Annotated in this window: 17 protein-coding genes and 3 rRNA genes; all 20 read right to left on the minus strand. The window is 67.4% G+C overall.

Annotated features, from left to right (window positions below; genetic code table 11):
- Window positions 1–53: 53 nt before the first annotated feature.
- A complete protein-coding gene (locus GA707_RS08445; protein ID WP_152177990.1) occupies window positions 54–662 on the minus strand; it encodes an NUDIX hydrolase in 609 nt (202 codons plus the stop codon).
- Window positions 663–672: 10 nt separating this feature from the next.
- The gene (locus tag GA707_RS08450; protein ID WP_152177991.1) at window positions 673–2370 is read right to left on the minus strand and encodes a CTP synthase; all 1698 of its coding nucleotides are present in this window, start codon (window positions 2368–2370) and stop codon (window positions 673–675) included.
- 11 nt (window positions 2371–2381) lie between these two features.
- On the minus strand, window positions 2382–3500 hold the full coding sequence (locus tag GA707_RS08455; RefSeq protein ID WP_152177992.1) for a glycosyltransferase family 4 protein: 1119 nt from the start codon (window positions 3498–3500) through the stop codon (window positions 2382–2384).
- Between the two features lie 8 nt (window positions 3501–3508).
- Complete coding sequence (gene murJ / locus GA707_RS08460; protein WP_152177993.1) at window positions 3509–4996, minus strand: murein biosynthesis integral membrane protein MurJ; 1488 nt, start codon at window positions 4994–4996, stop codon at window positions 3509–3511.
- Window positions 4993–5802 carry a hypothetical protein gene (locus tag GA707_RS08465; RefSeq protein ID WP_152177994.1) on the minus strand — a complete coding sequence of 270 codons (810 nt, stop codon included), beginning with the start codon at window positions 5800–5802 and terminating at the stop codon, window positions 4993–4995. Before GA707_RS08465 ends, murJ begins: the two co-directional genes overlap by 4 nt.
- Window positions 5799–6821, minus strand: a complete 1023-nt coding sequence (locus GA707_RS08470; protein ID WP_193315243.1) for a copper transporter — start codon at window positions 6819–6821, stop codon at window positions 5799–5801. The genes GA707_RS08465 and GA707_RS08470 overlap by 4 nt, the downstream gene beginning before the upstream one ends.
- A complete protein-coding gene (gene steA / locus GA707_RS08475) occupies window positions 6818–8014 on the minus strand; it encodes a putative cytokinetic ring protein SteA (RefSeq protein WP_370460020.1) in 1197 nt (398 codons plus the stop codon). Before steA ends, GA707_RS08470 begins: the two co-directional genes overlap by 4 nt.
- 50 nt (window positions 8015–8064) lie before the next feature.
- Entirely contained in the window at window positions 8065–9753 is a 1689-nt protein-coding gene (recN, locus tag GA707_RS08480; RefSeq protein WP_152177996.1) for a DNA repair protein RecN, read from the minus strand.
- A complete protein-coding gene (locus GA707_RS08485) occupies window positions 9743–10666 on the minus strand; it encodes an NAD kinase (RefSeq protein WP_226963641.1) in 924 nt (307 codons plus the stop codon). The genes recN and GA707_RS08485 overlap by 11 nt, the downstream gene beginning before the upstream one ends.
- 1 nt (window position 10667) lies before the next feature.
- A complete protein-coding gene (locus GA707_RS08490; protein ID WP_152177998.1) occupies window positions 10668–11516 on the minus strand; it encodes a TlyA family RNA methyltransferase in 849 nt (282 codons plus the stop codon).
- Window positions 11513–11713, minus strand: a complete 201-nt coding sequence (locus tag GA707_RS08495) for a hypothetical protein (RefSeq protein ID WP_152177999.1) — start codon at window positions 11711–11713, stop codon at window positions 11513–11515. Before GA707_RS08495 ends, GA707_RS08490 begins: the two co-directional genes overlap by 4 nt.
- Window positions 11710–12675, minus strand: coding sequence for a hypothetical protein (locus GA707_RS08500; RefSeq protein ID WP_152178000.1), 966 nt, complete (start codon window positions 12673–12675; stop codon window positions 11710–11712). The genes GA707_RS08495 and GA707_RS08500 overlap by 4 nt, the downstream gene beginning before the upstream one ends.
- A gap of 175 nt (window positions 12676–12850) precedes the next feature.
- Window positions 12851–13645, minus strand: a complete 795-nt coding sequence (locus tag GA707_RS08505; protein ID WP_152178001.1) for an HAD-IIA family hydrolase — start codon at window positions 13643–13645, stop codon at window positions 12851–12853.
- Window positions 13642–14235 (minus strand): hypothetical protein, encoded by a 594-nt coding sequence (locus GA707_RS08510; RefSeq protein WP_226963642.1) that lies wholly within the window; start codon window positions 14233–14235, stop codon window positions 13642–13644. Before GA707_RS08510 ends, GA707_RS08505 begins: the two co-directional genes overlap by 4 nt.
- 468 nt (window positions 14236–14703) lie before the next feature.
- Window positions 14704–14820, minus strand: a 5S ribosomal RNA gene (gene rrf, locus GA707_RS08515).
- An 84-nt stretch (window positions 14821–14904) separates the two neighbouring features.
- Window positions 14905–18013, minus strand: a 23S ribosomal RNA gene (locus GA707_RS08520).
- A 358-nt stretch (window positions 18014–18371) separates the two neighbouring features.
- Window positions 18372–19894 (minus strand): 16S ribosomal RNA (locus GA707_RS08525).
- The 16S, 23S and 5S rRNA genes sit together here, the layout of an rRNA operon.
- Before the next feature lie 650 nt (window positions 19895–20544).
- Window positions 20545–21846, minus strand: coding sequence for a tyrosine--tRNA ligase (tyrS, locus tag GA707_RS08530; RefSeq protein WP_226963643.1), 1302 nt, complete (start codon window positions 21844–21846; stop codon window positions 20545–20547).
- Window positions 21847–22051: 205 nt separating this feature from the next.
- On the minus strand, window positions 22052–22630 hold the full coding sequence (locus GA707_RS21605; RefSeq protein ID WP_152178003.1) for a methylated-DNA--[protein]-cysteine S-methyltransferase: 579 nt from the start codon (window positions 22628–22630) through the stop codon (window positions 22052–22054).
- The gene (locus tag GA707_RS08540) at window positions 22630–24177 is read right to left on the minus strand and encodes an AlkA N-terminal domain-containing protein (protein WP_152178004.1); all 1548 of its coding nucleotides are present in this window, start codon (window positions 24175–24177) and stop codon (window positions 22630–22632) included. Before GA707_RS08540 ends, GA707_RS21605 begins: the two co-directional genes overlap by 1 nt.
- Between the last annotated feature and the right edge of the window lie 10 nt (window positions 24178–24187).

Genomic DNA, 24187 nt, shown 5'->3' on the forward strand with positions numbered 1-24187 from the left:
CATCGGCCCGGATCCCGATGCTGTCGGTCGATCCGCGTGGACGTGACGCACCATCAGGCGCGAGCGCCCCTGACAGGGTCGAGGGTGCGCCATCCTGCGTCCCTCGCCGCGCACGCTGCGAGGACCGCGATCGTCAGTGTCGCGTTGCGGAGCCGTCCGGTCAGGATGGCATCGCGCACGGTCTGCAGCGGGAACCACGCGATGGGCATGTCGAGCTCTTCGCCGTCGCGCACGTGCCGCTCCTCCGGAGGGATCTCGCGCAGCCCTCGCGCGAGGAACACCGTGATCGTCTCCGAGGAGCTTCCCGGCGTGGTCACGACCTCCGCCAGCCGGTACCACTCGTCGGCAGAGACGAACGCCTCCTCGGCGAGCTCCCGGGCGGCCGTCGCGACCGGGTCCTCGCCGTCGACGTCGCGCAGCCCCGCGGGGATCTCCCACTCGACGACACCCGCCGGATGGCGGTACTGGTGCACCAGCACGATCCGGTCGGCCTCGTCGAGGGCGATCACCGCCACGGCGCCGGGATGCTCGATGTAGTCACGCGTCACCTCCCCGGCGGCGCCGAGGTCGACCACGTCGCGCACAACGTTCCAGACGCGCCCCTCGAAGACCACGTCACGGGAGCGCACCGGACGGACGGCGGTTCGGTCGCTCAGGTCCACCGCACGAGCCTCAGCCGTCGACGTGCAGCGGCCGCTCGACCTCGATGAGGCGGGCCGCCCGCTGCTGCTCGATGGCCGCCCCGATGAGTCCTGCGAAGAGCGGGTGCGCCCGGTGCGGTCGCGACATGAACTCCGGGTGGGCCTGGGTACCGACGTAGTAGGGGTGGACGTCGGCCGGCAGCTCGACGAACTCGACGAGCCCGAGGTCCGGGTGCGTGCCGCTGACGACCAGTCCGTCGGACTCGAGCCGATCGAGGTAGGCGTTGTTAACCTCGTACCGGTGCCGGTGCCTCTCGGTCACGTGCGTCGCCCCGTAGGCGCGGGCGGTCACCGACCCCTCGACGAGCGTTGCCGGCTGAGCGCCGAGTCGCATCGTGCCACCGAGGTCCCCGTCCCCGTCGACGAAGGCCTTCTGCTCCTCCATCGTCGCCACCACCGGCGCGGACGTGTCCGGGTCGAACTCGCTGGAGCTCGCGTCGCTGATCCCACAGACGGTCCGGGCGTACTCGATGACCATGCACTGCAGGCCCAGGCAGATCCCCAGGGTGGGTACCTCCCGCTCCCTGGACCATCGCAGTGCGCCCACCTTGCCCTCGATGCCCCGCACCCCGAAACCCCCCGGGACCAGGACCGCGTCCACCCCGCCGAGCGCGTCGCGGGCGCCGGACTCACTCGCGCACCGGTCGCTCTCCACCCAGCGGACGTGCACCCTGGCGTTGTGGTGGAACCCGCCCGCGCGCAACGCCTCGGTGACCGACAGATAGGCGTCCGGCAGGTCGATGTACTTGCCGACCAGAGCCACCTCGACCTCGTGCTCGGGGTGGTGGACCCGTTCGAGCAGGTCGTCCCAGGCCGTCCAGGCGACATCGCGGAAGCGCATGTTGAGCCGTCGGATCACATAGACGTCGAGCCCCTCCGTATGCAGGACCTTGGGGATGTCGTAGATGCTCGGCGCATCGACCGCCGCCGCGACCGCCTCCGGCTCGACGTCGCACATGAGCGAGATCTTGTTCTTGATGGCCTCGGGGATGTCGCGGTCGGCCCGCAGGACGAGGGCGTCGGGTTGGATCCCGACCTGGCGCAGGGCGGCCACCGAGTGCTGGGTCGGCTTGGTCTTCAACTCACCGCTCGGCGCCAGATAGGGCACGAGTGAGACGTGGATGAACACGCAGTCGTCCCGGCCGAGGTCGTGACGGACCTGACGCGCTGCCTCGAGGAACGGGAGGGACTCGATGTCGCCGACCGTGCCGCCGATCTCGGTGATGATCACGTCGGGAGCGTCCTCGTCACGGACGCCGGGGCTGCCGGCCGCCGCGGCCCGCATCCGCTCCTTGATCTCGTTGGTGATGTGCGGGATGACCTGGACGGTGTCCCCGAGGTACTCCCCGCGCCGTTCCTTGGCGATGACGGTGCTGTAGACCTGACCGGTCGTGACGTTGGAGTTGCGGGACAGGTTGACGTCGAGGAACCGCTCGTAGTGTCCGATGTCCAGATCGGTCTCCGCACCGTCCTCGGTGACGAACACCTCGCCGTGCTGGAACGGGTTCATCGTCCCCGGATCCACGTTGAGATAGGGGTCCAGCTTCTGCATCGTCACGCTCACGCCGCGTGCGCGGAGCAGGTTGCCGAGCGAGGACGCCGTCAGGCCTTTGCCGAGAGAGGAGGCGACGCCTCCGGTCACGAAGATGTGTTTCGTCGAGGCAACCACGGGCTTGTACTCTACGTCATCGCCCGTGCCCGGACGTATCTGGCGACCCACCGAGTCGCCGCCCGGTCACCATCGTCCCACTCGCGCGCGCGCTCGCGTCCGGCAGCGACGGCCCTCGACCACGCGAGGTCGTCGGAGAGGAGGGCCTGGACGGCATCGGCCCACTGCTGCGGGTCCGAGCCGTCGATGAGCCGACCCACTCCGTCGACGAGGTCCCGCAGACCTCCGGTGTTCCGCGCGACGACGGGAACGCCGGCCGCCAGCGCCTCCTGGACGACGAGGGCCCGCGCCTCCCAGTGACTCGTCAGCACGAACACCGCCGCGGATCGCAGCCAGGGAGCCGGATCCCCCTGGGCGCCCACCAGCTGCAGCGGCGCACCGGTCCGCTCCGCCTGCTCGCGCAACCGGTCGGCCAGGAGGGACTCCCCACCTCCGGCTACCACCCAGATGCGCGGCGGGTTGGGGTCGCCGGCGGCGTCAGCTGCCGCTGCCGCCACCAGGGTGCCGAGGTCCTTCTGCGGTGCGATGCGCGCGATGGTGAGAACAAGGTCGCTGTCGCCTTCCGTGTGCACACCGACGGCCGCGAGCAACGTCGCTGCGTCGCGGCGCCGCTGCCTGCGGTCCGCCGGCGGGGTGGCGATCAGACCGGGCACTCGGGGCGACGGCACCTCGGCCAGCTCGGCCCAGGATGCCCCCCACCGCAGCGCCTGTTCGACGAGGTCGGTGCTCGCACCGGTGACCAGTTGCGCGGTGCGGGTGAAGGGCTGTGCCGAAAGAGCGCCGACGACTCGCCGACCGGTGCCGCCGAGGACCGCGTTGTGGAGACTGACCACGAGAGCGGGCCGTCGCCCGCGCGGCAACGAGCGGACGGCCAGCGCGCCGAGCGCACCTGCCTGATGACCGTGGGCGTGCAGGACGTCGATACCGTCGGCGAGCCGCCGCAGGGCTCGCACCGCCGATGCCGTCTCGATACGGCTCTCCGGCCATACGACGTGCGCCTCGGACCAGCCGAACGTCGATGCCGTCAGTCGGTCGGTTGCGACCAGGACGTCGTGGTGCTGTCGGCGGAGGGCTGCGGTGAGGTCGGCGACATGGGTCCCGATGCCGCCGGTGCTCTTCGCGATGAGCATGAGGACTCTCATCGGCCCGTGACCCGTCGTCGAAGGTATCCGGCCGTGTCCCGCCATCCTCGGAGGATTCCCGAGCCCCAATGCCGCACCGCGAGGGCGACGAGGATCGTTCCGGAGAAGGTCATCCCGATCGACCAGCCCACCCCGAGCGCGACGACGGTGTTCGCCGCACCGGCGTCGGGTTCGAGGGCCACCGCGGGGATGAGGACGGCGAGGAACCATCCGAACGCGACCGCGAGGCCGGCCGTCACCGGGCGGCCCCGGACGTACAGCGCGCGGGTCAGCAGTGCCTGCACTCCGAAGCCGACGAGACCGACCGCGAAGGCGCGCAGGCCGGCGGCCATGGCCGGAACCGCGGCACCGCTGACCGTGCCGTCGCCGCGCCGGGCGTCGAGGGCCGCGAAGACCGCGCCGACGAGGGGCGAGACCAGAACGAGCCCAACGGCCCCCACGACACCGAGGATGACGGCGACGTGCAGCGCCCGGGCCAGCAGTGTCTCGGCCTCTCCCGGGCCGTTCGCTTCCGTTGACCCCGGCACGCCTGAGGATTCCGTCTCGTCCCCTCCACCGGCCCGGACCGCGAGTGCGGGGAAGGCGGCGGTCGCGAGCGGGACGATGAGGACGGCGTAGGGAAGCATGACGACCGCCTGGATCCACGTGTAGACCGAGAGCGCGCCGTCCCCACCCCCTCGGGAGACGGCCAGCCGGACGATCCCCACGGTCGCGGCCTGCTGGGCGGCGAGCGCGATCAGGCCGGCCCCAGCCAGCCGTCGGGAGCGGCGCGCGTCGGATCCCGTGAAGCGCAAGGACGGCCTGTACCGCCAACCGGCCCGCCAGGCGGGCACGGTCAGGGGAAGGGCAAGGGCAGCCACCCCCGCCGTCGTACCCCAGGCCAGGAGGGAGACCGCGGCGTCGGGGACGTCGGTCGTCTCTCCCTGGGCGAGTGACCCGTACGCCGCGTAGGTCGCGATGACGACCACGCTCGACAACAACGGCGCCACGGCGACGGCGACGAAACGTCGGTGCGCATGGAGGACTCCGGAGAGCACGATGCCGATTCCGTAGAGCGGGATCTGCAGCGCGAAGATCCGCAGCATCGCGGCACCGGTCCCGACTCCCCCCTCCACCGTGGATCCCACGAGCGCGGCGGTGATGGGTTCGGCGAGGAGCCAGACCAGCACGGCTAGCGGCACGAGGACGACCAGTGCCCAGGTCAGCAGGGTGGAGGCGACCCGGTGGGCCTCCTGTCGGTCGCCTCTGCCGAGGTGCCCGGCGACCAGCGGTACCGTGAGCGCCGCCAGCGCACCGCCGATCGCCACCTCGTGGACGACGTTGGGGACGGCGTTGACCGCGTTGTAGATGTCACCGACCCCGGAGGCACGCACGCTGTCGGCGAAGACCAGGGTCCGGCCGAACCCGGCGATCCGGGCGAGCAGAGTCAGGATCGCAATGAGCCCGGCCGCGCCGGCGATCCCGCCGACGGCCCCGCGCCTCATGTCCGGCGACCCCAGCGGTCGAGTTCACGAAGGACCGGGGTGGACTCGATGACGGAGGTGAAGCTGACTCTCTCGGAGGCCAGCGTCAGTGCTGTGAGGCCCAGGAGCGCCAGGCTCCGGCCTCGCGGTCCGAGCTTCCCGACGAGGGCGAGCCCGACCAGGGCTCCGGCGGCGTTGGCCCCCGTGTCCCCGAGCATCGCCTCGCCACGGAGGTCGGGTGCGATGACGGCGGACGCCGCTCCTGCGGCAATCCCGGCGGGGGCCGAGCCGGCGCCGAAGGCCAGGGGTCCGGCAACGATGATGGTGGCCTTGAGCGCACGTCCAGGGCGAAGATCGAGCAGATTGACGAGGTTGGCCGAGGCCGCCACCACCGCACCCCCGAGCAGGGTTGAGGCCACCCCCTGCAGCCGGTCGCGTCCTTCGCGACCGCGATCCAGCAGGACGACCGACGCCACCCCCGTGGCGCCGATACCGACGATCTTGACTGCCCCCGTCGTGACCCGCCCGCGACGGAGGGCGCCCAGGTGGCCGCGGAGGCCTTTGCTGTCCGAGTCGCCCCGATGGTCGTCGAGCGCCCCGAACGCGCCGCCTCCTACTGCCGCAAGGACCCCGGAGGGCGATCCTCCGACCAGGCTCCCCGCCGCCGCCCCGGTGGCGAAGGCCGCTCCCTCCCACAGGGTGACGGTTCTGCCCGCGTGGTTGGTGCGCTGCCACTCGAGCCCGAGGATCCGGGCCCGCTCACGACCCACGACGAATACACCGCGCGTCACCGCCCCGGCGACGAGAGCGCTGAGCAGCCCGCTCACGGCGTGGGGGTCTCGATCGGGGGAAGGAGCCCGGAGGCCGTGTCGGCCTCGCCGTAGTGGCCCGACTCCCCGCCCAGCTGCTCGGTCGCGGCGAAGGGCACCGCGGTGGAACCGGAGGGTGTGGCGAGGTTGTCGATCGTCGAGATCCTGTCGGCGAGCTCACCGGAGTCACGGATCGCGGCGATGAGGTCGGTGTCGATGGCAGAGTCAGCGGTCACATCGCCGGCCACTACTGCGGCGGCGGCGTCATCGAGGGCTCCGATCAGATCCACCCAGCCGATGACGACGGATGCATCGCTTGCCGCGCCGGCCGGTGCGACGACCACGACAGCCTCCGCGGACCCGGGGTCGGCGTCCTCCGCAACCTCGAGGAGGCCGTACTCCGCGAGGATCGCGAGAATTTCCTCATCGGTGGAATCCTCGACCGTCTCGGTCTGCGGATCGCCAGGGTCGGTCACTGCACCGCCGTCCACGGGGGTCGTCGGCTGAGCCTCCTCCCCGGTGTCGGGAGCGCCGGCGAGAGCCCTGGCCAACGACAGGTCGATGACGCGCTCCGGGTCGAGTCCCACGGGCAGCTCGCCTGCGAGCAGCTCACGCAGCAGAGCCGCCGCCTCGGTGCGCGCGGTGACATCGGGCGGCTCCGCGGAGGTCCACGCCTCGGTCACGGTGATCGGTCCGAGAACGGTTCCGCCCGCCTCGGCGAGGACGGCCCCTGCGGTGTCGACCGAGCCGTCAGCAGCGTCCGGAAGCACGAGGAGTCCGACCGTCGATCCGGCGAGAACGCCCGAGACGCTCCGAGGCCGGAGCTCGGCGATCGCCTCGTCACGGGCGTCGACCTGCGACTGGGCGAGGCTGAGGTCCGCCCGGAGGGCGTTCGTCTCCTCGCGCAGACGGGTCACCTCGCTCGCGAGAGTGTCGCCGATCGTGCCCCGGAGAGGTCCGGCACCGAGGACGATACCGACGGCGAGCGCGAGGAAGACCGACGCGATGGACACGAGGTGGTAGCGGAAGTCGATCACGAGAACACTCCTAGCACGAACGCGCGCAGCCCGTCCCAGAAGGCATCCATGCGGGCGCCCACGACCTGCAGCATCGCCTGGCCGGCCGGTGTCGCGTAGAGGGCGGCGAGGAGGGCGAGGAAACCGAAGAAGAAGACGACCGCGAGGGACCTGGTCCGGATCCGCGGGCGGTACAGGCGGCTCACGCCCTTGGCATCGACCAACTTGCTCCCGACCCGCAGTCGGGTCAGGAAGGTGCTCGACATCCCCGACCGTCCCTTGTCCAGGAACTCCTCGAGAGTGGCGTGTGTCCCCACGGCGACGATGAGGTCGGCGCCCTTGTCGTCGGCGAGCAGCATCGCGATGTCCTCACTCGTGCCGACCGCGGAGAAGATGACGGGCTCTACGCCGAGCGAGCGAACCCGTTCGGCGCCGGGCGCCCGCCCGTCGCGGTAGGCGTGCACGATGATCTCGGCGCCGCACCTGAGCGTTCGATCCGACACCGAGTCCATGTCGCCGACCACCAGGTCGGGAACGAGCCCGGCCTCGATGATGGCATCGGCTCCCCCGTCGACACCGATCAGGACGGGGCGGTACTCGCGGATATAGGAGCGCAGGATCGCCAGGTCCTCCCGGTAGTGGTGTCCCCGGACCACGATGAGCGCGTGTCGGCCGTCGATGTCGGTCGTGACCTCCGGAACGCCCACACCGTCGATGAGCAGATCCCGCTCCTTGCGCAGGTAGTCCATCGTGTTGGTGGCGAAGTGCTCGATCTGCTCCGACATCGCCGAGCGCGCCTCGACCATCTCGGCCCGGACCTGGTCGAGCTCGAGGACCGTGCCCCGGGCGACCTCGCGGTTCCCGTCGAGCAGAGCACCGTCGGCCACTCGCAGGCGGTCGCCTTCCCGAACGGCCGTCATGACATCGGGGCCGACGGCATCGATGATCGGGATGCCGGCCCCGAGGATCAGCTCGGGGCCCTGGTTCGGGTATCGGCCGGAGATGGACCGGCTCGCGTTGACGACGACGGCGGGCTTGCAGGAGACCAGGGCGTCGGCGGACACGCGGTCGATGTCCTCGTGGTCGATGACGGCGATCTCGCCCGGCTGGAGGCGCTTGGTCAGGTTCTTCGTGCGTCGGTCGACGCGAACGACCGTGGTCCCCGTCTCCGAGGCACCACGCAGCCGGACCGAGCGGGGCATGCGCAATGCCATCGGTCCCCTTTCGACGAGGTCGGGTGATCGGTCCATGGTCCCACGGGGACTCACGACCTCGCGTCGGCGAGGAGCTCTCGGGCGTGTTCTCGGGCGGTGTCGCTCACCGTTCCGGCCAGGAGCCGGGCGATCTCGTCCTCGCGTGCGGGTCCGGTGACGACCGACACGTCGCTCGCAGTCACCTCTCCGTCGGTGGACTTGGCGACCACCAGGTGGTGGTCGGCGAAGGCGGCGACCTGCGCCAGGTGGGTGACGACGATCACCTGGGCATTATCAGCGAGGCTCGCCAGGCGGGCACCGACGTCGCGTGCGGCCGCGCCACCCACGCCGGCGTCGACCTCGTCGAAGACGAAGACGGGAACCTCGGGTCCGGAGTCCCCGGCTCCGAGGGCCACCTCCAGCGCGAGCATCACCCGCGAGAGCTCACCGCCGGAGGCTGCCCGGGTGATGGGGCGCCCGGGTTCGCCAGGGTTGGCCGCGAGCATGATCGACACGGCGTCTGCTCCATGCGGGCCGGGATCGGCCGGGGTCACCTCGACGGTGACCGTCGCCGCACCCATCGCGAGCCGGCCCAGCTCCTGGGTCACCCGCTCGCCCAGCTCGGCCGCCGCCCGACTGCGGATCTCGCTCACCTCCTTCGCGACGGTGACGTGCCGGCCGGAGAGGTCCTCCAGCTCACGCTCGAGCTCACCGATCCGGTCGTCGGCACCGCTCAGCTCAGCGTGACGGGTGGCCGCCTCCTCCGCCCACGCGAACACGTCGTCGAGGCTCGGCCCGTAACGACGGGTCAGGGTGGCGAGCTCGGCCCGCCGCTCCTGGACAGCCATCAGTCGGGCCGGGTCGAGATCGACATCCGCGGCGTAGCGGCTGACATCCGCGCTCAGCTCCACGGCCAGGTGCACGAGCTCGACCGCTCGGAGGTGCAGATCCTCTGCTGCGGGGTCGGTTCGGGCGACGGTCTCGAGCTCGGCCCGGGCGCGGGCGAGGAGGCTCAGCACCGACGTCGCGTCCGTGCCGTCCTCGTCGCCCGCGAGCGCCGTGCGCGCCTGGGCCGAGGACCCGCGCAGCTCCTCGGCGTGACTCAGTCGTTCGTCCTCCTGGCGGAGGGCGGCATCCTCCCCCGGGAGCGGCGCGACCCGTTCGATGTGTTCGAGCCCGGCCTGCAGGCCCTCGAGTTCGACGACCCGGTCGCGGGCCTGAGCGCGCATTCGGTCGAGCGTGCGACGCACCTCGACGAGCCGATCCCAGACCAGCCGGTATGCGGTCAGCCGTTCGTGCAGGTCGGCACCTCCGAATCGGTCCAGGACCGCACGGTGCTGGTCGGGCTCTCGGAGGCGCCACTGGTCGGCCTGCCCGTGGACGGCCAAGAGGCTCTCACCGACATCGGCCAGCACCCCGACGGGAGCGGCCCGACCTCCGACGTAGGCCCTCGACCGGCCTTCTCCGGACACGGTCCTGGCCAGCACGATCCCGTCCTCCACTCGGCCCCCCGCCTCCTGCACCCGGCGCGCAGCGGGGTGGGCCTCGTCGACTGCGACGAGACCCTCGATGACCGCCTGACCGGCGCCGGAGCGCACGAGGCCGCTGTCGCCACGGGCGCCGAAGAGCAGGAGCAGCCCGCTGACGACCATGGTCTTGCCCGCGCCGGTCTCGCCCGTGACGACGTTCAACCCCGGATGGAGGGGAAGGGTGACCTCGTCGATCACTCCCAGCCCGGAGATTCGGAGCTCACTGAGCACTGGAGCGTCCTCGGCCGCGCCAGCCGTGCACGGAGAGGTCGAACTTGGCCACCAGCCGGTCGGTGAACGGAGCCGAGGACAGCCGCGCGAAGCGGATCCGGTCCGGAGACCGCCGGACTTCGAAGCGCGCCCCGGGCGGGAGGTCGATGCTCCGACGGCCATCGGCCCACACGACACCGCATCCCTTCGTGTCGGGAATGATCTCGACGGCGAGAACGGAGGCCGGGCCGACGACGAGCGGTCTCGAGAAGAGAGCGTGCGCGCTCAGTGGCACCAGGAGAAGGGCCTCGACATCCGGCCAGACCACAGGACCCCCCGCAGAGAAGGCATATGCTGTCGAGCCGGTCGGCGTGGCGACGATGACCCCGTCGCAGCCCCAGGTGGACAGGGGGCGTCCGTCCACCTCGACCGTGAGTTCGAGCATTCGCTCGCGGGCGGCCTTCTCGATGCTCACCTCGTTGAGGGCCCAGCCGCGGTAGAACACCTCACCGTCGAGCATTCCGACCACCTCAAGAGCCAAGCGCTCCTCGACGGCGTAGTCCCGCGCGGCGATGCGATCCACGGTCGCGTCGAGCTCCTCGCGTTCGGCCTCCGCCAGGAAGCCCACGTGACCGAGATTGACTCCGAGGAGTGGCACCCCGCTGCCCCAGGCCAGCTCGGCCGCCCACAGGATCGTGCCGTCGCCCCCGAGAACGCAGACGACCTCACATCCTGAGGCCGGTGCGGCCGGATCGGCGATCCGTGTAGCAGGGTGGTCCTGCAGCCCGAGACGCTCGGCCTCGGCCGCGAGCATCATGCCGCCCATGCCGTCGACATCGAGCCGGTCGAGCACGGTACGGGCCAGGTCGGGAATGTCGGAGCGACGCGGGTGACCGACGATGAGCACGCGGCGCTCCGTGTTGGTCGTCGCCACGTCAGCTCTCCTCTCCGTCGCCTCGGTCGAGCATGTCATCGATGATCTGGCAGACAGACTGCCATGCGGGCAGCGCGAACGCGCCGGTGGGTCGCTTCAGCCACAGCACATACTCGATGTTCCCCTCTTGACCGACCGTCCGGCTTGGCACCGCACCGCAGACCTCCAGGCCGAGGTCGTAGGCGATCCGGACCACCCGGAGCACCGCATCACGTCGACCGGCTCCCGCCCGGGCGACTCCTCGCCCGTCGAGGCCTCCCTTGCCGACCTCGAACTGTGGCTTGACGAGGAGCAGCAGATCTCCGCCCGGCTTGACCAGGTCATGGAGTCGGTCCATGACGACGGTCAGCGAGATGAAGCTGAGGTCGGCGACGACGATGTCGGCGGGACCTCCTACTTTCTCGACCCGGAGGTCTCGGACATTGTGGCCGGACAGATCCGCGACGCGAGGGTCCGAGCGGAGGACGGGAGCGAGCTGACCGTGTCCGACATCCACCGCGCTGACGTGACGGGCCCCCCGTTCGAGCAGGACCTGGGTGAACCCGCCCGTGCATGCACCGACATCCACCGCCCGCACGTCCGCGAGGGTCGGTCCTCCACCGGGGAGGTCGGTCAGGGCGCCCAGCAACTTTCCCGCCGCTCGGGACACCCATCGCGGGTCGAGGGCGTCCTCCGCTGACGTCCGAATGACGATCGAGTCGGACTCCCGGACCGCCCTCGAGGCCTTGAGCACAGATCGGTCGTTGACGAGGACGACACCTCGGCGCACGAGGTCGTGCGCATGCCCCCGGCTCCGAGCCAGTCCGCGCTCGACCAGAGCGACGTCGAGCCGGCTCGTGCCGGAGGTCAATCGCCGAGGTCGGCGAGGCGCCCCTGCAGCGTTCGCTGAAGCGACTCGGCCAGCTCGATCTGCGCGTCGAGGTCGTGCGGCTCGGCGGAATCCAGATCACGCAGAGCGGAATCGATGACGATGTCGCCGGTGAGGGGCTCAGCGATCCCCGCCTGTGTGTCGGTCGACGGATCGATCCGTGTCTCTTGATCGCTCACGTCGAGGATGAGCCGGAGTCGCCGGCTGCGGAGGAGGGCGCACCTGAGCCTTTGGCCCCGGCGCTCTTCTGAGCGGCTCCCCTCGTCGTGCCGGTGCTCTTCTTGGCCGTGCTCCTCTTTGCTGTGCCCCTCTGTGCGGTGCTCTTCTTCGCGGTGCCCGCCGCCGTCGACTTCTTCGCGGTGCTCTTCTGAGCGGTGCCCGTCGCCGCAGTCGACTTCTTCGCGGTGCTCTTCTTGGCTGTGTTCGAGGCGGCGCTCTTGTTCGCGGTGCTCTTCTTAGCGGTGAGCGTCGCCGCAGTCGACTTCTTGGCTGTGCTCTTCTTGGCTGCGCCGTTCGAGGCGGTGCTCTTCTTCGCGGTGCCCGCCGCCGTCGACTTCTTCGCCGTGCTCTTCTTCGCAGTGCTCTTCTTCGCGGTGCCCCTCGCCGCCGTCGACTTCCTCGGCGTGGCTGGCGACGCCGCAGCCGGTTCGCTCACGCCGGCCGACGAGACCGCCGCCTCGCTCGCCCTCGTCCCCGCGCCCGCCATCAACTGCAGCGCCTCGTCCGCGGGAGCACTGTCCCTGGTGGTGCGGATGACGCTTGATGCCGCCCCGCCCGCTTTGCCTGCGGCCGCCGCCACTCCGCTCGCGACGAGTCCGCGCAGCTCATCCAACTGCTGCTGCAGTCGCTCGATCGTGTCCCGCGCCTCCGCGAGCTCAGCACTCGTCCGGGCTTCCGCCTTGGCCACGGCTTCCTCGACCTCACGCCGCACCAGCGCGACGAGCTGACGGCGGTTGCTCTCGGCCGCCTCCATGAGCTCGTCAGCGATCTTGGCGACCTTCTTCTGGGTCTTCTTACGCTTGGTCTTTCCCTCGATACCGGACAGGGCGACGATGTCGCTTGCGGCCTCCTTGGCCATGGCTCGAGAGGTCTCACCGAGACCCGATGCGAGCTGTACGTACGACTTGACCGCGTCAATCATCGGTGGCACTTCCTTCTACGAGAGGTGACGGCCGTCGACGCACGACCGATTCACATCACGCTATCCGATTGCGAGTTGTCGCGGCAGCGGCGCAGCGGAGCCGTTTGTCGACTCCCACTCCGGAGTGGGACCCGCGCTCATCGAGGGACGAGTGGTCGGACAGCGGAACCGTCGGTCAGTACAGGCCTCTCAGGTCGTCGATGACGTAGGTCGGCCGCAGCTCCTCCGTCGCCGAGGCGGCCTCGTCCCTCGTCGAGACCCCGGTGAGCACGAGGGCGGACGGCATTCCCGCGGCGTTCGCGCCCGCGATATCGGTATCGAGCCGGTCGCCCACGGCGAGAACGAGAGCTGGAGTAACGCCCAATCGTGCTGAGGCGAGCTCGTAGAGGTCGGGGTTGGGCTTGCCGACCACGCGATCCGGGCTACGGCCGACGGCCCGTTCGACGGCTCCGACCAGTGCCCCGTTGCCGGGGGCTATGCCGCGCTCGTTCGGGATGGTCGCATCGGTGTTCGTCGCGACCCACCACGCGCCGGCTGCGATAGCGTACGCCGCCTCGGCCAGGTCCGAGGCTGATACCTGGGGTCCATAGCCCTGGACGACCGTATCGGCATCCTCGGCGCGCGTGACCACGGTCAGTCCGACGTCCTCCAGGGCCACGCGCAGTCCCGGTCCACCCACGGCCAGCACTGTGGCGGTCGGTCGAGCCTGCAGCACCAGATGCGCCGCTCCCTGGGCGCTGGTCACGACCTCCGACGGGTCGACGACGAGGCCGAGGTCGACGAGGTGTTCGGCCACCTCTGCGGCGGAGCGGGACGCGTTGTTCGTCACGTAGAGGACGGGTATCCCGACCTTCCTCAGCACATCGATCGCGTGCGGGACCGCAGCCGCCCCTCGATAGACCACTCCATCGAGATCGCAGACCAGGGCCTGGACGCCGCGCAGGAGCGCGCGATCCGGCTGCTCGGTCATTCGTCGGCCCAGTCGATGACGACCCCGTCGAGTTCGGCGAGGCGGTCCCCGGCGTCGGTCATGAGGTCCTGGTCCGCATCGAGCGCCAGGGAGAACAGCCGATGGGCGGCCTCCGTGTCGCCACGGTCCAGCTCGACCTCCGCCTGGGCGTAGAAAAGTCTGGCCGCCCACGGCTGCCTGCGCGCCAACTTGGTGGCGGGGATCTGCAACGCGACGGCCGCGGCATCCACGTGTCCGAGGTCACGGCGTATCCCTGAGACGACGATCGCCAGTTCGACGCGGTCCTCGATCGCCAAGGAGCCGACCTCCGGGGAGGCCGCGAGGTCCAGGGCGCGCTCATGTCGCCCCAAGCCGCGTTCGCAGTCCACCATGAGCGGAAGCAGGTGATTCGACCCACTCAGTCGCTTGACAGTGCGAAACTCACTGAGAGCCCTCCCGAAGTCCCCCATGCGGTAGGCCACCATTCCGAGGGCCTCCCGCGCCGCCGGTACTCGGCCGGCGCGCCGCACCGCTGTTTCCGCGTGCGCCAGCGCACCGTCGAGATCCTCTGCCTCGAGAAGAGCCGCCACCATCACGAGGTGTTTGGCCACCCCGTCCGCATTCTCCTTGCTCAGCGTCCGCAGCTGGTGGTGGACGGCCCGATCGAGTTCCTTGCCCGTGACCTCAACGGGGATGGCCGGGTCCGGAAGACGGGTTGTCTTCGGTGCAAGACGGGGGCCACCCCGGCGCTCGCTGTTGTCGAACTGACCCGGATCCCGTTCTCGCCCTCGTCCGGCACCTTGGGACTCTCGGCGTCCCTGCGAGGATCTCCCACCGCGCCGGTCAGCAGCGCCGGACCCGCGGGGGGTTCGATCAGACCCGCCTCGGGGCCGGCCGCCCGCTCCCGACGCGCCTCGGGGTCGTGAGTCACTCCGGCCGGAGTTCGAGTCAGTCACAGGTCCATCATTCCCTAGTCCAGTCGCCGAAGCAGGATCAGGTGCAGACCGATCACCAGTCTGCACACAACGCCTGCCAATATGACAAAAGGCCCTTCCGAAGAAGAGCCTTTTGTTAAGTATGTCCGGCTGCGTCCTACTCTCCCACACCGTCGCCAGTGCAGTACCATCGGCGCTGAAGGGCTTAGCTTCCGGGTTCGGAATGGAGCCGGGCGTTTCCCCTTCGCTATGACAGCCGAAACTCTATGGAGATATCAATCAATTCCCGACCATACCTCGGGAACTGCACAGTGGACGCGATCATCAGGACAATCAAAGATTGTGTGTATCAAGTTATCGGCTTATTAGTACCAGTCAGCTACATGCATTGCTGCACTTCCACGTCTGGCCTATCAACCCGGTAGTCTAGCCGGGAGCCTCTCGGGGTAAACCCCATGGAAACCTCATCTTGAAGCGTGCTTCCCGCTTAGATGCTTTCAGCGGTTATCACTTCCGAACGTAGCTAATCAGCGGTGCTCTTGGCAGAACAACTGACACACCAGAGGTTCGTCCATCCCGGTCCTCTCGTACTAGGGACAGCCCTTCTCAAGTTTCCTACGCGCACAGAGGATAGGGACCGAACTGTCTCACGACGTTCTAAACCCAGCTCGCGTACCGCTTTAATGGGCGAACAGCCCAACCCTTGGGAGCAACTCCACCCCCAGGATGCGACGAGCCGACATCGAGGTGCCAAACCATGCCGTCGATATGGACTCTTGGGCAAGATCAGCCTGTTATCCCCGGGGTACCTTTTATCCGTTGAGCGACGGCGCTTCCACAAGCCACCGCCGGGTCACTAGTTCCGACTTTCGTCCCTGTTCGACATGTCTGTCTCACAGTCAAGCTCCCTTGTGCACTTACACTCGAAACCTGATTGCCAACCAGGCTGAGGGAACCTTTGAGCGCCTCCGTTACCTTTTAGGAGGCAACCGCCCCAGTTAAACTACCCACCAGGCAATGTCCCTGATCCGGATCACGGACCGAGGTTAGGTATCCAGAACGACCAGAGTGGTATTTCAACGTTGACTCCACACTCACTGGCGTGAATGCTTCACAGTCTCCCACCTATCCTACACAAGCCGCACCGAACACCAATACCAAGCTGTAGTAAAGGTCCCGGGGTCTTTCCGTCCTTCTGCGCGTAACGAGCATCTTTACTCGTAGTGCAATTTCGCCGAGTTCGTGGTTGAGACAGTGGAGGAGTCGTTACGCCATTCGTGCAGGTCGGAACTTACCCGACAAGGAATTTCGCTACCTTAGGATGGTTATAGTTACCACCGCCGTTTACTGGGGCTTAAATTCTGAGCTTCGACCCTAAGGTCTAACCCGTCCTCTTAACCTTCCAGCACCGGGCAGGCGTCAGTCCGTATACATCGTCTTGCGACTTCGCACGGACCTGTGTTTTTAGTAAACAGTCGCTCCTCCCTGGTCTCTGCGGCCATTCACGCTAGTGGGTAAACCACTTCACGATCCAGGCCCCCCTTCTCCCGAAGTTACGGGGGTATTTTGCCGAATTCCTTAACCACGATTCACTCGATCGCCTTGGTATTCTCTACCTAACCACCTGAGTCGGTTTGGGGTACGGGCGGCTAGAACCTCGCTAGAAGATTTTCTTGGCAGCATAGGATCACCCTGCTTCCCGCATTCGCGGTCACTATCAGGTCTCAGGATATGTGTGAGACGGATTTGCCTATCTCACTCCCTACACCCTTGGACGTGGACAACCATCGCCACGCGGAGGCTACCTTCCTGCGTCTCTCCATTGCTTGACTACTACAACCTTGGTTCGCGCGCTCCACTCAACTCGACTCCCGAAGGAGGCGAAAAGAGCTTCAGGCGCTTAGCGTCAGAAGGTTCGTCATGGGCGGTTCTTCGCCGGTTCCGGAATATCAACCGGATGTCCATCGACTACGCCTGTCGGCCTCGCCTTAGGTCCCGACTTACCCAGGGCAGATTAGCTTGACCCTGGAACCCTTGGTTATTCGGCGGACGGGTTTCTCACCCGTCTTTCGCTACTCATGCCTGCATTCTCACTCGTGTGGCGTCCACGGCTGGATCACTCCGCCGCTTCTCTCGCCACACGACGCTCCCCTACCCATCAACACGCTTGGACCGTACAAGTACGGCCGGGCAATGTGTCAATGCCACAGCTTCGGTGGTGTGCTTGAGCCCCGCTACATTGTCGGCGCGGAATCACTTGACCAGTGAGCTATTACGCACTCTTTAAAGGGTGGCTGCTTCTAAGCCAACCTCCTGGTTGTCAATGCAACTCCACATCCTTTCCCACTTAGCACACGCTTAGGGACCTTAGCTGGTGGTCTGGGCTGTTTCCCTCTCGACTACGGAGCTTATCCCCCGCAGTCTCACTGCCATGCTCTCACTTACCGGCATTCGGAGTTTGGCTAACGTCAGTAACCTGGTAGGGCCCATCGGCTATCCAGTAGCTCTACCTCCGGTAAGAAACACATGACGCTGCACCTAAATGCATTTCGGGGAGAACCAGCTATCACGGAGTTTGATTGGCCTTTCACCCCTACCCACAGCTCATCCCCTCAGTTTTCAACCTAAGTGGGTTCGGTCCTCCACGACGTCTTACCGTCGCTTCAACCTGGCCATGGGTAGATCACTCCGCTTCGGGTCTAGACCCAGCGACTCATTCGCCCTATTCGGACTCGCTTTCGCTACGGCTTCCCCACACGGGTTAACCTCGCCACTGAGCACTAACTCGCAGGCTCATTCTTCAAAAGGCACGCCGTCACCCCACAAGGAGGCTCCGACGGATTGTAGGCACACGGTTTCAGGATCTATTTCACTCCCCTCCCGGGGTACTTTTCACCTTTCCCTCACGGTACTTGTCCGCTATCGGTCACCAAGGAATATTTAGGCTTAGCGGGTGGTCCCGCCAGATTCACACGGGATTTCTCGGGCCCCGTGCTACTTGGGATACTTCTCTGGAGTTCGCGCCATTTCGTCTACGGGGGTAGCACCCTCTGTGCCGGACCTTTCAATGTCCTTCGACTATGACACGAGTTTTTGACTCCATGCTGTCCTGTCAGAGACAACTGAAAAGTCCCACGACCCCGACCATGCAACGCCTGACAGCTATCACACATGATCGGTTTAGCCTGTTCCGCTTTCGCTCGCCACTACTCACGGAATCGCGGTTGCTTTCTCTTCCTGTGGGTACTGAGATGTTTCACTTCCCCACGTTCCCTCTACCCACCCTATGTGTTCAGGTGGGAGTGACTGGACTTGCCTCCAGCCGGGTTTCCCCATTCGGAAATCCTCGGATCGCAGTCTGGTTATCGACTCCCCGAGGCTTATCGCAGATTCCTACGTCCTTCTTCGGTTCTTGGTGCCAAGGCATCCACCGTGTGCCCTTATAAACTTGAGCCACAAAGATGCTCGCGTCCACTGTGTAGTTCTCAAAGTACGGGCGGCCCCGCGTCGCTGCCGGCGCCTGCTCGGCACTGTCGTGCCGGCGGTTCGTCCGTGACGCGGGTCCTGCAGCCGATCTCTCGGCCTGAGGTCGAGCAAACGCCCGAGCCCTCAGGACCCAACAACGTGTCAGGCGCCCATCTCGCGACCGTCCCGTTCCACTGCCTGGGTCCAATGAAGGACCGCTGCGGCTTGTACTTGGTCGAGTAGCGAGCTGAGCGCCAAATAATCGATGTTCCACCCTTGAGCGCCTGCTGAGCGACATTCGCGCTCAGACCAGGCTCTGGATCGCTTACGCGACCAGTGCTCCTTAGAAAGGAGGTGATCCAGCCGCACCTTCCGGTACGGCTACCTTGTTACGACTTAGTCCCAATTACCAGTCCCACCTTCGACGGCTCCCTCCAAAAGGTTGGGCCACCGGCTTCGGGTGTTACCGACTTTCGTGACTTGACGGGCGGTGTGTACAAGGCCCGGGAACGTATTCACCGCAGCGTTGCTGATCTGCGATTACTAGCGACTCCGACTTCATGGGGTCGAGTTGCAGACCCCAATCCGAACTGAGACCGGTTTTTTGGGATTCGCTCCATCTTGCGATTTCGCAGCCCTTTGTACCGGCCATTGTAGCATGTGTGAAGCCCAAGACATAAGGGGCATGATGATTTGACGTCATCCCCACCTTCCTCCGAGTTGACCCCGGCAGTCTTCTATGAGTCCCCGCCTTTACGCGCTGGCAACATAGAACGAGGGTTGCGCTCGTTGCGGGACTTAACCCAACATCTCACGACACGAGCTGACGACAACCATGCACCACCTGTATACCGACCTTGCGGGGCACCCATCTCTGAATGTTTCCGGTATATGTCAAGCCTTGGTAAGGTTCTTCGCGTTGCATCGAATTAATCCACATGCTCCGCCGCTTGTGCGGGCCCCCGTCAATTCCTTTGAGTTTTAGCCTTGCGGCCGTACTCCCCAGGCGGGGCGCTTAATGCGTTAGCTGCGGCACGGAACTCGTGGAATGAGTCCCACACCTAGCGCCCAACGTTTACGGCGTGGACTACCAGGGTATCTAATCCTGTTCGCTCCCCACGCTTTCGCTTCTCAGCGTCAGTAGTGGCCCAGAGACCTGCCTTCGCCATCGGTGTTCCTCCTGATATCTGCGCATTTCACCGCTACACCAGGAATTCCAGTCTCCCCTACCACACTCTAGTCTGCCCGTACCCACTGCAAGTCCGGGGTTGAGCCCCGGATTTTCACAGCAGACGCGACAAACCGCCTACAAGCTCTTTACGCCCAATAATTCCGGACAACGCTCGCACCCTACGTATTACCGCGGCTGCTGGCACGTAGTTAGCCGGTGCTTCTTCTGTAGGTACCGTCACTTTCGCTTCTTCCCTACTGAAAGAGGTTTACAACCCGAAGGCCGTCATCCCTCACGCGGCGTCGCTGCATCAGGCTTTCGCCCATTGTGCAATATTCCCCACTGCTGCCTCCCGTAGGAGTCTGGGCCGTGTCTCAGTCCCAGTGTGGCCGGTCGCCCTCTCAGGCCGGCTACCCGTCGTCGCCTTGGTGAGCCGTTACCTCACCAACAAGCTGATAGGCCGCGAGTCCATCCCAGACCGAAAAACTTTCCACACGATGCGGATGCCCGCTCGTGTCATATCCGGTATTAGCAACTGTTTCCAATTGTTATTCCAGAGTCAGGGGTAGGTTACTCACGTGTTACTCACCCGTTCGCCACTGATCACTCAAGAGCAAGCTCTCGAGGTCACCGTTCGACTTGCATGTGTTAAGCACGCCGCCAGCGTTCGTCCTGAGCCAGGATCAAACTCTCCGTTGATGTTTAGCTCGCAGGCGAACCTGCGAAATCTATACCCAAGAAGGGTTGTTTCACTGACTGAGCAAGAACAACTAGCTGTAAGTAGTTATTCGTTGTCAACCAAAGGATTTTCGTTCGAATGACCCGTCGACGGCGCCGTTCGGCGCCGGTTCGAGGCCCCTCGAGACGAGGTTATTGGCATCGATTTTTGACACGCTGTTGAGTTCTCAAGGTTCGGACGCGCACCGGTCCGCCACCCAGTGGGTGGCTCATCGGGGCAACCGTTCTACTGTATCCGCAGGCTCCAAGCGCGTCAAATTCGCTGACCGTCTCGATCAGCTCGAGCGTCTTCGCTGGCTGCGGCGATCCACTGTACCAGACCCACAAGGCCTGCTTTTCGGTGGAGTCTGCCCTGGGGACCGGCCTGCTTGGTGTGCCCTCGGCGCTTCGCGCCGCGCACCGCTTGGTGTCCGTTCCTCCCTCTCGGGCTGACGAGAAGAAACATTAGACCGGGCTCCTCCGCGGCGCCAAATCGCCCTGTATCTCGGGCGTGTCGCAGCCCTGAGATGCAGGCGTGGATAGGCGAATTGCCCTGTGCTCCAACGAGTTCGCGCGTCCGGCCCTCGGGTGGGCGGTCGCGTGCTCCCGGTCGGCGCGCCGCCGAGTGGCGTTCAGCCGTCCCGCCGGCGTGCGGCGGCGAGGTTCTTCTTGCCGCGTCGCAGGATCGCGGCCACGCCCCCGAGGAAGTCACCCTCCACGAGGACCTGCTCCGGGTCGGCCACGCGTTCGCCGTTCAACGAGACCGCACCTTCGCCGACGATGCGACGGGCGGCATTGCGGGACTCCGCCAGGCCCGCGGCGACCAGCGCATCCGTGAGCGTTCCGCCGGGGACCACCCCTCCGCCGGGCAGCTCCTCGACAGCATCGGCCAAGGTGCCGGGGTCGAGCACCCGCAGGTCACCACGCCCGAACAACGCCTCGGATGCGGCGATCACCGCGTCGGTCGCGTCGTCGCCATGGACGAGCCGCGTCATCTCCTCGGCCAGCGTCCGTTGGGCGGTCCGACGATACGGCTCGACCGTCACCTGGTGTTCGAGATCCCCGATCGCCTCGGGCGAGAGGTCGGTGAAGATGCGCAGGAGCGTGATCACCGATGCGTCCTCGATGTTGAGGAAGTACTGGTAGAAGGCGTACGGACTCGTCATGTCCGCCGAGAGCCAGATCGCGTTGCCCTCCGACTTGCCGAACTTGGTGCCGGAGGAGTCGGTGAGCAACGGTGAGGTGAGCGCGTGGACGGCGACCCCCTCGACACGGTGGATCAGGTCGACCCCGGCGGTCAGGTTGCCCCACTGGTCCGATCCGCCGATCTGCAGGGTGCAGCCGTGGCTGCGGTACAGCTCGAGGAAGTCGTAGGCCTGCAGCAGCTGGTAGCTGAACTCGGTGTACGAGATACCCTCCTGGCTCTCGAGCCGAGCGGCGATCGCCTCCTTCCGGATCATCTGGTTGACCCGGAAGTGCTTGCCCACGTCGCGCAGGAAGTCGAGCGCCGTCAACGGAGCGAACCAGTCCAGGTTGTCGACGAGGACCGCCGGGTGCTCGACACCGGTGGACCCGTCGAAGTCGAGGAATGGTGCGACGAGATCCTTGATCCGGGCGACGTTGTGTGCCGTCTGCTCCCGGGACTTGAGCACCCGTTCCGCCGTCGCCTTCGGGTCGCCGATCTGGCCGGTGGAACCGCCGACGAGGCAGATCACCCGATGTCCGGCCCGTTGGAACCGGCGCAGCGCGACGAGCTGGACGAAGTTCCCGAAGTGTAGCGAGGGAGCGGTCGGGTCGAACCCGCAGTAGACCGTCACCGGACCCGCGCCCAGCGCCGCGCGAAGGGCGTCCTCATCCGTGGTCTGCGCGATCGCTCCGCGCCACCGGAGCTCGTCGAGAATCCCGTCCCGGGTGATCGCCTGGGTCTGGGTCACTGTCCTGCCGTCCTCGTGCGTCGTCGGAGTCGTGGGTGGGGTGCCGACCGTGTCCACCGGCCGGGGCCGCAGCGGTATGCGGCGCTCGCCACAGCCTGCCACGTCGCCCTGCAGTGGACCGCGACGGTCCATCCGGTGGCCACGACCCCGACCGGGTGGGGCCGCGGACTGCCCGCTTGGCCGTCGCCGGCCAACCCCCCGATGGTCAACCGGTCGGTAGTGGACGGGAGCCCGACTCCAGATCGAGAAGCGCACGTTTGAGCGTGGTGCCCCCCGCATACCCCGTCAGCGCACCACCTGACCCGATGACCCGGTGGCACGGGATGACGACGGGGATCGGGTTGCGCCCGTTGGCGGCGCCGACGGCGCGCACCGCGTTCGGTCGGCCGAGGGACTCGGCCTGCTCTCGGTAGGACCGGGTGACGCCGTACGGGATGGCGAGGAGAGCGGCCCAGACGTCCCGCTGGAACGCCGTTCCCGCAGGACGGAGCGGGAGGGCGAACTCGGTGCGGGCTCCGTCGACGTACTCGGCCAGCTGGGTGGCCGCCGGACCCAGCACCGGGTGGTCCTCGGCGCGCACCGGAGTGCCCCAGGCGCCATCGAGCGGCGGATCCTGACCCGGGTAGTGGACGGCGGTGACCGCGACGTCGTCGGCGACGAGCGTGAACACCCCGAGCGCCGTCGGCGCCGCGGCGTGACGCAGGGGTCCGTGCGCGTCGGAGACGAACGGGCTGTTCGGCCCGGCCTCGGGGTCGGATCCGGATGGGGTGGACGGTACGGACATCAGCTCTCTCCTCGTGGGATGGTCGGACCGGGGTCCGGCAGGTCGTTGACGGGATGGGGCAGCACGGCCCAGAGGTGCTGGACCGCGTACGAGCGGAAGGGCCGCCATGCTTCGGCGCGACTCACGAGGTCGCGACCACCCGGCAGGCCGAGCCCGGTTGCGGCGGCCCGGATCCCGAGATCCGTCGGGATGAAGGCGTCCGGGTCCCCCATGGCGCGCATCGCGACCGTCTCGACCGTCCACGGCCCGATCCCGGGGATGTCGGCCAGCCGACCTCGGGCCTCGTCGCGGTCGGCGCCCGGGCCGAGGTCGAGGCCGGCGTCGAGAGCGGCGCCGAGACTTCGGACCGTCCGCCGGCGACCGCCCGGGATGCGGAGCACGTCGTCGGGTGCACCCGCCCACCGCTCCGGTTCCGGGAAGAGCCGGCTCAGCCCGCCGACGGGGTCCGTCACGGGGTCACCGAGCCTGGCGACAAGGCGGCCGGTGAGGGTTCGGGCGGACGACGTCGAGACCTGCTGCCCGAGCACCGCACGGACGGCGAGCTCCCCCGCGTCGACGGTCCGCGGAACGCGGCGTCCGGGCGAGCGCCTCACGTGCGGCGCGAGCACGGGGTCGGACGCGAGGGCCTCGTCGACGGCGCCAGGGTCGGCGTCGAGGTCGAGGAGTGACCGGACCCGGTGCACGGCTGCGGTGAGGTCACGCACGTCGCTGAGGTGCAGGTCGGCCTCGACGTGAGCCCGAGCCGGGTCGGGTGGCCGGACCGCGACGATGCCATGACCGTGCGGGAGCCGCAGGGTGCGGCGGTAGGCCGTCCCGTTCCACTCCTCGATCCCGGGGACAGCGGTGGCGACGAGATGACCGAGGAGCTGGCGCGGCTCGAGCGGCGGACGGAACGGCAGGCGCACCCGCACCAGGCTGTAGCCCGCGGCCTGTGCGCCGTCCGGCTCCTCTCCCGCACTGCCAACGGCGCCTACGCCCCGTCGGGACGAGGATCGCCCTCGCAGCTCGCTGGGCGAGGTGCCGTAGACGGCTCGGATCGTCTCGTTGAAGGACCGCACGCTGCCGAACCCCGCAGCCCATGCCACCTCGGTGAGCGGCAGGGCGGAGCGCTCGATCAGGGTGCGAGCGGTCTGCGCGCGCTGCGCTCGGGCGAGCCCCAGTGGACCCGCGCCGACCTCGGCGAGCATGAGCCGCTCGAGGTGCCGTGGGCTGTACCCGACCGCAGCCGCGAGTCCCGGCACCCCGACGCGGTCGACGAGGCCGTCCTCGATCAGGCGGACACTTCGCGCGACGACGTCCGCCCGCACGTTCCACTGCGGGGAGCCCGGCGTCGCGTCGGGCAGGCACCGCTTGCAGGCGCGGAACCCCTCCCGGTGGGCGGCCGCCGCGCTCGGGTAGAAGCGCATGTTGTGGGGCGCGGGCGTGCGGGCGGGGCACGACGGCCGGCAGTAGATCCCGGTCGACACGACCCCGGTCACGAAGAGCCCGTCGAAGCGGGCGTCCCGGCCCTGGACGGCTCGGACGCACCGGGCGTGGTCGGTGTGCATACCGACCATC

The sequence above is a fragment of the Nostocoides sp. F2B08 genome, from assembly GCF_009184895.1.
GTDB lineage: Bacteria > Actinomycetota > Actinomycetes > Actinomycetales > Dermatophilaceae > F2B08.